13 protein-coding genes and 2 pseudogenes are annotated in these 8,645 nt (G+C 34.8%); 10 read left to right on the top strand and 5 right to left on the bottom strand.

The window, feature by feature from the left end:
• Nucleotides 1–222, top strand: a pseudogene (locus tag GFJ36_RS23805) (alanine dehydrogenase); the annotation flags it as partial.
• 51 nt (nt 223–273) lie between these two features.
• Here the strand turns inward: GFJ36_RS23805 and GFJ36_RS23800 are convergent.
• Both GFJ36_RS23800 and GFJ36_RS23795 read right to left on the bottom strand, forming a co-directional pair.
• Entirely contained in the window at nt 274–699 is a 426-nt protein-coding gene (locus GFJ36_RS23800) for a hypothetical protein (protein WP_087985399.1), read from the bottom strand.
• Nucleotides 696–911: a helix-turn-helix transcriptional regulator gene (locus tag GFJ36_RS23795; protein ID WP_431144324.1), complete on the bottom strand. Its 216-nt coding sequence runs from the start codon at nt 909–911 to the stop codon at nt 696–698. Before GFJ36_RS23795 ends, GFJ36_RS23800 begins: the two co-directional genes overlap by 4 nt.
• A gap of 178 nt (nt 912–1,089) precedes the next feature.
• Between GFJ36_RS23795 and GFJ36_RS23790 the strand changes: the two genes are divergently transcribed.
• The 6 genes and pseudogenes from GFJ36_RS23790 to GFJ36_RS23770 all read left to right on the top strand — a co-directional run bounded on the left by GFJ36_RS23790 (nt 1,090) and on the right by GFJ36_RS23770 (nt 3,574).
• The gene (locus GFJ36_RS23790) at nt 1,090–1,518 is read left to right on the top strand and encodes a hypothetical protein (RefSeq protein ID WP_097908388.1); all 429 of its coding nucleotides are present in this window, start codon (nt 1,090–1,092) and stop codon (nt 1,516–1,518) included.
• Nucleotides 1,519–1,562: 44 nt separating this feature from the next.
• Nucleotides 1,563–1,895 (top strand): cupin domain-containing protein, encoded by a 333-nt coding sequence (locus GFJ36_RS23785; protein ID WP_000450941.1) that lies wholly within the window; start codon nt 1,563–1,565, stop codon nt 1,893–1,895.
• Complete coding sequence (locus tag GFJ36_RS23780) at nt 1,892–2,680, top strand: GNAT family N-acetyltransferase (RefSeq protein ID WP_097907913.1); 789 nt, start codon at nt 1,892–1,894, stop codon at nt 2,678–2,680. The genes GFJ36_RS23785 and GFJ36_RS23780 overlap by 4 nt, the downstream gene beginning before the upstream one ends.
• 2 nt (nt 2,681–2,682) lie before the next feature.
• Nucleotides 2,683–3,027: a DUF6176 family protein gene (locus tag GFJ36_RS23775; RefSeq protein ID WP_097907914.1), complete on the top strand. Its 345-nt coding sequence runs from the start codon at nt 2,683–2,685 to the stop codon at nt 3,025–3,027.
• Between the two features lie 103 nt (nt 3,028–3,130).
• Nucleotides 3,131–3,304, top strand: a pseudogene (locus tag GFJ36_RS29880) (anti sigma factor C-terminal domain-containing protein); the annotation flags it as partial.
• Between the two features lie 63 nt (nt 3,305–3,367).
• Nucleotides 3,368–3,574: a hypothetical protein gene (locus tag GFJ36_RS23770; protein WP_001248904.1), complete on the top strand. Its 207-nt coding sequence runs from the start codon at nt 3,368–3,370 to the stop codon at nt 3,572–3,574.
• 14 nt (nt 3,575–3,588) lie between these two features.
• Here GFJ36_RS23770 and GFJ36_RS23765 read toward each other — a convergent pair whose 3' ends face one another.
• On the bottom strand, nt 3,589–4,416 hold the full coding sequence (locus tag GFJ36_RS23765; protein WP_097907915.1) for a DUF2785 domain-containing protein: 828 nt from the start codon (nt 4,414–4,416) through the stop codon (nt 3,589–3,591).
• A 90-nt stretch (nt 4,417–4,506) separates the two neighbouring features.
• On the opposite strand from GFJ36_RS23765, the gene GFJ36_RS23760 reads away from it, so the two are divergent.
• Nucleotides 4,507–4,884, top strand: a complete 378-nt coding sequence (locus GFJ36_RS23760; RefSeq protein WP_097907916.1) for a hypothetical protein — start codon at nt 4,507–4,509, stop codon at nt 4,882–4,884.
• Nucleotides 4,885–4,924: 40 nt separating this feature from the next.
• On the opposite strand, the gene pepQ is transcribed toward GFJ36_RS23760, so the two are convergent.
• Nucleotides 4,925–6,022 (bottom strand): Xaa-Pro dipeptidase, encoded by a 1,098-nt coding sequence (gene pepQ, locus GFJ36_RS23755; RefSeq protein ID WP_000994037.1) that lies wholly within the window; start codon nt 6,020–6,022, stop codon nt 4,925–4,927.
• A gap of 148 nt (nt 6,023–6,170) precedes the next feature.
• Between pepQ and GFJ36_RS23750 the strand changes: the two genes are divergently transcribed.
• The gene (locus GFJ36_RS23750; protein ID WP_060486546.1) at nt 6,171–6,854 is read left to right on the top strand and encodes a metal-dependent hydrolase; all 684 of its coding nucleotides are present in this window, start codon (nt 6,171–6,173) and stop codon (nt 6,852–6,854) included.
• Nucleotides 6,855–6,894: 40 nt separating this feature from the next.
• Here the strand turns inward: GFJ36_RS23750 and GFJ36_RS29235 are convergent, their stop codons facing one another.
• On the bottom strand, nt 6,895–7,053 hold the full coding sequence (locus GFJ36_RS29235) for a hypothetical protein (protein ID WP_165919905.1): 159 nt from the start codon (nt 7,051–7,053) through the stop codon (nt 6,895–6,897).
• A gap of 247 nt (nt 7,054–7,300) precedes the next feature.
• On the opposite strand from GFJ36_RS29235, the gene GFJ36_RS23745 reads away from it, so the two are divergent.
• A complete protein-coding gene (locus GFJ36_RS23745; RefSeq protein WP_000201566.1) occupies nt 7,301–8,614 on the top strand; it encodes a CBS domain-containing protein in 1,314 nt (437 codons plus the stop codon).
• Nucleotides 8,615–8,645: the final 31 nt, after the last annotated feature.

Genomic DNA, 8,645 nt, shown 5'->3' with positions numbered 1-8,645 from the left:
GTTCCACGTACATCAACTCTTGCATTAACAAACGTAACGGTACCATATGCAGTACAAATTGCGAACAAAGGCTACAAAGATGCTTGCTTAGGCAACACTGCATTATTAAAAGGTATTAACACATTAGACGGATATGTAACATTCGAAGCAGTTGCAGAAGCACACGGTTTACAATATGCTGATGCGAAAGAGCTTCTTGAAAAAGCTCCTGCTTTATCATAATAGAAATACATGTAAGCCCCTCCTTTTGTAAGGAGGGGCTTTTTGCTTGGATTAATTGTCTAGTTTCTTTACAATTTTCAATCCGAACATCATTGTAAAGAAAAGAATGCCGAATAAGTAATACAAGGCATACTCAACTCGTATCATCGAATTTTTGTCAGTGATATATAAAATAAATAGTATCGCAGAACCGATTAAATGAGAGAGACCAAAAATTTGCGCCATAAGTTTTAAACTCATCTTCTCGATTCTTTCATCCATCTCAGGTAATGGATATTTTTCGGGATCGCTCTTTTTTTTCTTAAAGAATATTTGTTTCACTACGAATAGTATCGAGTCTAAGAGTATAAATACGCCAGCGAATAGAAGGACAGAAGTAATTTTTTCTTCATCATTACTAGTGAAATAAAGAAAAGTTGAACCTAACAATAAAAAGGTAAGATGCGAAATGAACTTTTGATTAAAAGGGTTTTTCATTCTTTTTCCTCCCCAGTTTTATCTAATTGAAATAAATCTTCTATTTTACAGTTGAAAAACTCACATAATTTCAATGCTAATTCTAAACTCGGGTTGTATTTATTCTTCTCGATAGCGATGAGGGATTGTCTAGTGATTTGAACAGAGGAAGCTAATTGTTCTTGGGTGATGTCTCTAACGACGCGGAATTGTTTCACCTTATTTTTAATCAAATATACAAAGTCTCCTTTTTGTAAATTTGTTACATTTACTATATCCATTTTTAGGTAATAAGTAAATAAAACTTTACAAAAAGTAAACAAAACTTTACGTGAAATATAGCTTGTTATAATGTTATTTTTTGTGATAATTTGGAATTAAATGAAAAAAGAAGTCGAAAGAGGAGATTTAATGGGGAGTAAAAAGCGGAAGAAAAGGCAAGTTAAAAGACAAAAGTATATGAAGAAAAAACAGGAACAGAACATACCTCTATCACAAAAAATAGTCATTATGATAGAGAAAACATTTCGGTATATTTGTATGGCTCTGTATGTAATTTTGTGTCTTTATTCAGCTAGGGTGTTTTACAGTTTTGGGATAACACCCAATATTATTGAGAATGTTTTTGGGTATCTCCTTGTCGCAATAGAGCTAGTCTTATTCTTTATATTATTTAATAAAGTGTGGCCTAGTTATGAAAGTAAGAACGATAAGCAAAGAAAAATGAGAAAAAAATCTTCATATGCTTCAAGCTCATCAAGTGGATTCGGTGACTACAGTAGCAACGATTGTAGCAGCTCAAGTGATAGTGGAGGAGATTGCGGAGGTGGTGGAGACTAAGTTGTTTTTTCAGAAGAACGACTAATGAAAGGGTGGGACGAAAGATGGAAACTGTGAACTTAATAGAATTAACAAAGGACATTCAAGATCAACATAAAAACTTCGTCGTTTCAAATGTAAATAGTCATTGCTTACGAATCGCTGTATTTACTGGTGAATATGATTGGCACTATCATTCTAATTCGGATGAATTATTCATTGTGCTAGAGGGAGAATTACTTATCGATTTTGAAGATGGAGAAACAGCAGTTTTAAAGCCGAATGATTCTATCTTAATTCCAGCATGCACGATTCATAGAACGAGAGCATTAAAGAGAACAGTAAATCTTTGTTTTGAAAATATAGAAGCTGATACGATTAAAGTGGAGCAATTATGAAGAAATTATCTATAGCCGAGTATAAAAAAATCCTTCCGATTTTAGAAAGTAATACAACAACGACGACGTTTGCTTATGCGGTATGTGACCAAATGATAGATGGCGAGATTTTTGCCAACGAGAAGTTAACAGCAGGATTAATTCGTATAGCTAATGGTATCTATTATTTATTTGGTCATACGGATGATCACAATTATAACGAAGATTTATTTGCGTATTTAAAAATGGCCATTGAAAAAACAGAGAAGAGATTTACACTCTTCACTTCAATTGAAGAGTGGGAAATGATGATTGAAGGGCGTTTTAGTAATGCACTTCGGGACATGCCTCGAATGAAATTTCAACGAGAAATTTCTGAAGAGAGAAAACAAGATGCAAACAAAAATACATATGAAGTGAAGCGTATTGATAAAAGAGATATAGAACGAAGCAATGAATTTACAGAGGTGTATTATAAAGAATATTGGGGATCAACTGAAGCATTTTTAAATAATGGCTTTGGGTTTTGTATAGAACAAGATGGGATGATTGTAGCTGAATGTGTTTCGATATTTAATGGGAATGGATTTGCTGAAATTGATATTGTGACGCATGAATCATATCAAGGAAAAGGATTAGCACAAGCTGTTGCAACGCGGTTCATTGAACATTGCATGCAAAATGATATTACACCGTGCTGGGATTGTTATGTAGACAATATTCCTTCGCAAAAACTAGCTAGTAAATTAAGTTTTTATAATCCAATAGAATATAGATTGTTTGTACGCAAGAAAACGGGGGAATAAAAATGAATGTAGAGTTAACGAGATTCAAAGTGAAACAAGGTAAAAGTCAGCGTGTAGATGCATGGATGCAGCTTCTTAATGACAATATGAAAGAAGTGCTTTTGACACTAAACGACGAAAAGATGTACGTTGAGACAATTTTCCGGGAAATAAGAGATGGAGAAGAATACTTATATTGGTATTCTGTGCAAGGAGAAGGCGGGGCTCCTGTCGAAAATTCTCATCATGAAATTGATAAAAAGCACTTAGCGTTTTGGTATGAATGTATTGATGAAGAAGCACTGTCTGTTGATATGAAAACAGAAGTCGTTATGATTCAAGATGTTGTGAAGGAAGCGATGAAATAATAGAATAGTATTTTTGAGAGAAGCACATCAAGGTAGGTGTGCTTTTTATTTTGAAAAAAAATTTGAAGAAAAGCTGTATTTAGATATCTTTAAGTGAAAATAAGGGGGGTATCAAAAGTATTTTAGGGAAAACTATAATGAGATGAAAAACTTTGTAGTAAAAGACTTATAAATATACGGTGTAGTCGTAACAGGTAAAACAGAGGATTTACAAAGTTTACAAGGAGCACCGTATATTAAGGCTGCTGTTAGAGGTGTAACAGTTGAGAAATATTGATCACAAGAGATTAATGTGAATAATCAGAAAATTTATGTTATAATATGGGAAAAGGAGGTTAATATGAGGCAAATACATGGAGCAATTTATATTTACATAACAATGTTTTTCGTGGCGATATCCTATGGATTAGGGCACGTGTATTCGCATCCTATACTAACTTTTTTAAGCGGAGCATGTATGGCGTTTGCGATTCTTGTCCACCTTTTCTCAGTTTGGATCGTGAAATTTCAATTAAATATTAGTGAAATAGAAGAAGGCACTTTTTGAGTGGCCTTCTTTTTTTAGTAATATTGGCGAAGTCCTTGTAGTAATTTTTCAATTTCGTATTCAGTTTCTTTACATATAGACATTGTACGTAATCTGAAAAATAAGCTACGTAAGAAAGATTTTATATTTCCGTATAGAAATTCGTATGATTCAATATGTAGCGTTGATTTTTGAACTTGTAATTGAGCTGCTAAATCACGAAGGGCTAATATGAGTACTTCTTCCTTTAGACCATTTTGCAGCATTGCGACAATAGGATAAACGAGACGCTCATCTTCTTCGTATTTGTAATAGAGGGAATGAACACAAACTTTGTTTAATAAAGTTTGTAATATTTCTTCGTAATATAAAGTTTCCAGTTTAGGACTATTCACAAGCGCCTCAAATGTATCGGAAGCATGAGCGATACTATGTGCCCAGCCGTGGTCTTGCACATATCCACGGAAATCATGTTCATTGTTCATATATAGAATCAATTGATCTTTTACAGTTAAAATATCATTCTGTGATAAGAAATTATATTTTGTATCGGCATCAATAATGAGCGCAATTAATAATGTTGTAAATGCGCGGGTAAATACAGCATCTTCGTCATCCGAATGAATTTTATACAATAAATATTTTTCACTCATGCTTTCTAATAATAGTTTCTGTAATTGTGTGTGTGAAATGTAGTCCTTTTTGATGAGATGAAAAAAAGTAGAGTAAATAAGTTTGTCTCTTAAATAGCTATCAGTAACACCGATATGCTCAAGCATATTGGAGCTTAAAGAATCAATGTTAAGTGTGTTATCCAATATGTAATTATTATTACGAATTTTTTCTAACTGTTGTTGTAACATATAAACCTCCTGTTTTAGAAAATTCTGTATTTTTATAATATAATAAAAGGAAGAAATAGACAATAAATAAATGCTTTTGAATGGAGGGGCATGATGAAGAGAGCATTAGTCTTTTTTATAAGTATTTTCTTTTTAGGGAGTTGTTCGATTTCGTATGTTACTTTTTCTAGCGAGAGCAAAAGTTGGACGGGGCAATATAAAGGATATATTAAGGACGACAGTGAAGATGGAATGTTTACGTTTCAGTATAAGGGCGGGGATGGGAATACAGAATTTAAAAATTTAGAGATTGCTATTAATGGATCCTTTAGCACAATGACACAAACGTCAGAAAATCATAAAGGAGCAAAGGTTGAAATGAAGTCTTCTTGTGTAAGTTGTGCGCCTCTATCTAAAGATGAACCGATAGAGGTTGTGATTAAATGGGATGATAAGTATGAGGAGAAGATGGTGTTAAATTTGAAATAGTAGAGGAATAAAAAAGGCAGCAATCACGCTGCCTTTTTTATTATTTCACAAATTGTAATTCTTTCGGGAATTTCGTTAAAATTTCTGACCCGTCTTTTGTGATATAAATATCATCTTCAATACGAACGCCACCTACGTTTGGTACGTAAATACCTGGCTCGATTGTGAAGACCATACCTTCTTTTAATGGAGACTCGTTACCAGCTTTTACATCTGGATATTCGTGTACGCTAATTCCAAGTCCGTGACCAAGGCGGTGTGGGAAGAAGTCCCCGTAACCTGCATCTGCGATAACAGAACGAGCAGCGTTGTCGATTGCGCCAAGTGTAACACCTGGTTTACATGCTTCAACTGCTTGTAGTTGTCCAGCAAGTACAGTGTTATAAATGCGAGTTTGTTCTTCAGAAATTTCACCGAATGCCACTGTACGTGTAATGTCAGAGCAATAACCTTCAATGATTACGCCTAAATCAAATAGTACGAAATCGCCGCGTTTCATTTTATTTGCACCTGGAATACCGTGTGGAAGAGCAGAGTTTGCACCTGCTAATACCATCGTATCAAATGACATTTTATGTATGCCTTTTGTTTTTAATTCGTGTTCAATAATTGCTAATACTTCTAGCTCGCTACGATTTTCTTTAATTGCATTTACACCAACTTCAACAGCGTAGTCCGCCATTTTAGCTGCTTCGCGTAAAATAGAAAGTTCTTTTTCATCTTTAATTAAGCGAAGTTCACGAACTTTTTCCTCAGCTGATTTGAAAGCTGCATTTGGGAATAACTTTGTTAATTCTTCGTAGCGCTCTACGTTTAAATGTTCTTTTTCAATTGCAACTGCATTTGCATTGATGCCGCGGTCTTTAATTGCTTTTGCAATCATATCCCATGGTCTGTCAGTATCAGTAAATCCGATAATTTCATGTGCCCAGCCAGCGTTACGCGCTTGACCTTCTTCCATTTTAGGGCAAATTAAAATAGGTTCTTTTTCTTGGAATACAAACATACCAAGAAGTCTTTCGTGTGGTTCGCAGTGGAAGTTTGTCATGTAGAAAACGTTCGGTGTAGAAGTTAAGAACGCAGCTTCTACGTTTTTTTCTTTTAGCCATTGCATTAAATTTTCTAATCTAGCATTCATCGATTGGCACCCCCGAGATATTTAATTACAAATATAACTTTACATCGGAAGAAAGCGTTATGACAAGTAAATAGATGTTAGAAAAGACAGGGAATTGAAAAATCATGTAGAATAAAAATGAGAATGTGAATAGGGGAGGAATGTAGTAATGAAAGTATCTTATCACGGGCATTCAGTTGTAAAGATTGAAACGAATGGAAAAGTGATTTTAATTGATCCATTTTTAACTGGAAATCCGACAACGGATTTAAAGGCTGAAGATGTCAAAGTAGATGTAATTCTTTTATCGCATGGACATGGTGATCATGTTGGAGATACAGTAGAGCTTGCGAAGAAAAATAATGCAGTTGTTGTGGCACCATTTGAACTAGCGACATTTTTAAGTTGGCAAGGTGTAAATACACATCCGATGCATATTGGTGGTTCGCATGAATTTGACTTCGGAAAAGTGAAGTTTACACAAGCATTCCACGGTTCTAGTTATATTGATGAAGAAAATAAGACGATTACATATACAGGTATGCCAGCAGGTATTTTATTTACAGCAGAAGAGAAAACTGTATACCATGCAGGAGATACCGCTCTATTCTCTGATATGAAATTAATTGGGGAACTGAATAACATTGATATAGCATTTTTACCAATTGGCGATAATTTCACAATGGGGCCAGAAGATGCTGTTTTAGCAGCAAAATGGGTTCAGGCGAAAACTGTTGTGCCGATGCATTACAATACGTTCCCAGTAATTGAACAAGACCCATATCAATTTGTAGAAAAGCTACAAAATTGTACAGGAAAAGTATTAGAAGCTGGAGAAAGTATTACACTATAGAAAAGAAACCCTTCATTTGAAAAGACAAGTGAAGGGTTTTTTACGTGTGTAGGACAGCTTTTAAAGGTTGTACTTGTTTTGATGATTTTTTTCTTTTTGGAAGTGGCTGTTCAGGTGTTTCATTCAATTCCATTGCAACTTTTTTTCCATCTACGAAAGCTAAAAATACAGCACCTACAACTTCTAATAATTTTTTCATCATATATCCGCTCCTTTGTTTCATTTCTTGTCTTCATTGTATATTGAAGCGGCTGGACAAACTATCGAACGAGATGACAATACCATTACATTGTTGTAATAGAAGAAGTAGTGTAATGTAAGGCGTATTTTGTTATAAAAAAAATAGTACAGATATATAAAGAGAGAGTGTAACAGTTTTGAAAATATAGTATACTGAAAATACAACACATGAAGAATTTAGGGAAAAGAAAGTATGGTGAAACCATTTGGCTACCAAGCATAACCAAATTTTAGAACATATTAATGGCCTGCCAGTAGGGCATAAAATTTCTGTAAGGCAAATTGCGAAAGATTTGAGTGTAAGTGAAGGGACAGCTTACCGTGCAATTAAAGATGCAGAAAATAAAGGATATGTTAGTACGATTGAACGTGTCGGAACAATACGAATTGAACAAAAGAAGAAAGAGAATATTGAAAAGCTGACATATGCAGAAGTCGTTAACATTGTCGATGGTCAAGTACTTGGGGGCAGAGAGGGCCTACATAAAACGTTAAATAAATTCGTAATCGGGGCAATGAAATTAGAAGCGATGATGCGCTATACAGAAGCTGGAAACTTACTTATTATCGGTAACCGTACGAACGCACATCAATTAGCGTTAGAAGCCGGAGCTGCGGTATTAATTACGGGCGGATTTGATACGGAAGATCATGTGAAGAAATTAGCAGACGAATTAAAACTGCCGATTATTTCAAGTAGTTACGATACATTTACAGTTGCGACGTTAATTAACCGTGCAATTTACGATCAGCTTATTAAGAAAGAAATTGTCCTCGTTGAAGATATTTTAACGCCAATTGAAGAGACGTTATATTTAAAGCCGAATGATACAGTGCAGCAATGGCATGCGTACAATGAAGAAACGATGCATGGACGTTATCCAATTGTTGATGAAAATAAAAAGGTGTTAGGTATCGTAACTTCAAAAGATATGATTGGTGTCGTGAAAGAAACACCAATTGATAAAGTGATGACAAAGCATCCAATTACGGTAAACGGTAAAATGTCTGTCGCAGCTGCAGCACGTATGATGGTGTGGGAAGGTATTGAGTTACTTCCAGTTGTTGATGAAGGAAATAAACTGCAAGGAATTATTAGTCGTCAAGATGTACTTCAGGCGCTACAAATGATTCAGCGTCAACCACAAGTCGGCGAAACAATCGATGATATTGTAACGAATCAATTTATGACGCCGAAAGAAGCGAAAAATGAACATTTATATCAATTTTCAGTGACGCCGCAAATGACGAATTCAATCGGAACGTTATCTTACGGTGTATTCACAACAATTGTGACGGAAGCAACGAATCGCGTTATTCGTGCGCAAAAGAAGAGTGATTTAATTGTTGAGAACTTAACAATTTATTTCGTAAAACCAGTTCAAATTGACAATGTTGTATCGGTTCATCCGAAAGTATTAGAAATTGGACGTAAATTTGGTAAGGTTGATGTAGAAGTACATCATGAAGGTAATGTTGTCGGGAAAGCATTACTTATGGTGCAGTTGATCGATAAATAAAAAGATGGAGCAGACCGCTTTGGTTTGTTCC

It is taken from the genome of Bacillus sp. EE-W1, from assembly GCF_009760835.1.
Classification (GTDB): Bacteria; Bacillota; Bacilli; order Bacillales; family Bacillaceae_G; genus Bacillus_A; species Bacillus_A wiedmannii.
The sequence above is the reverse complement of the archived record's forward strand: the minus strand, read 5'-3'. Positions and strand labels throughout refer to the sequence as shown.

Excerpts from the sequence above, each read along its gene's own strand:
- GFJ36_RS23800 (WP_087985399.1), bottom strand. The coding sequence starts at position 699 with ATGAAAAACCCTTTTAATCAAAAGTTCATTTCGCATCTTACCTTTTTA.
- GFJ36_RS23790 (WP_097908388.1), top strand. The coding sequence starts at position 1,090 with ATGGGGAGTAAAAAGCGGAAGAAAAGGCAAGTTAAAAGACAAAAGTAT.
- GFJ36_RS23785 (WP_000450941.1), top strand. The coding sequence starts at position 1,563 with ATGGAAACTGTGAACTTAATAGAATTAACAAAGGACATTCAAGATCAA.
- GFJ36_RS23780 (WP_097907913.1), top strand. The coding sequence starts at position 1,892 with ATGAAGAAATTATCTATAGCCGAGTATAAAAAAATCCTTCCGATTTTA.
- GFJ36_RS23775 (WP_097907914.1), top strand. The coding sequence starts at position 2,683 with ATGAATGTAGAGTTAACGAGATTCAAAGTGAAACAAGGTAAAAGTCAG.
- GFJ36_RS23770 (WP_001248904.1), top strand. The coding sequence starts at position 3,368 with ATGAGGCAAATACATGGAGCAATTTATATTTACATAACAATGTTTTTC.
- GFJ36_RS23765 (WP_097907915.1), bottom strand. The coding sequence starts at position 4,416 with ATGTTACAACAACAGTTAGAAAAAATTCGTAATAATAATTACATATTG.
- GFJ36_RS23760 (WP_097907916.1), top strand. The coding sequence starts at position 4,507 with ATGATGAAGAGAGCATTAGTCTTTTTTATAAGTATTTTCTTTTTAGGG.
- pepQ (WP_000994037.1), bottom strand. The coding sequence starts at position 6,022 with ATGAATGCTAGATTAGAAAATTTAATGCAATGGCTAAAAGAAAAAAAC.
- GFJ36_RS23750 (WP_060486546.1), top strand. The coding sequence starts at position 6,171 with ATGAAAGTATCTTATCACGGGCATTCAGTTGTAAAGATTGAAACGAAT.
- GFJ36_RS29235 (WP_165919905.1), bottom strand. The coding sequence starts at position 7,053 with ATGAAAAAATTATTAGAAGTTGTAGGTGCTGTATTTTTAGCTTTCGTA.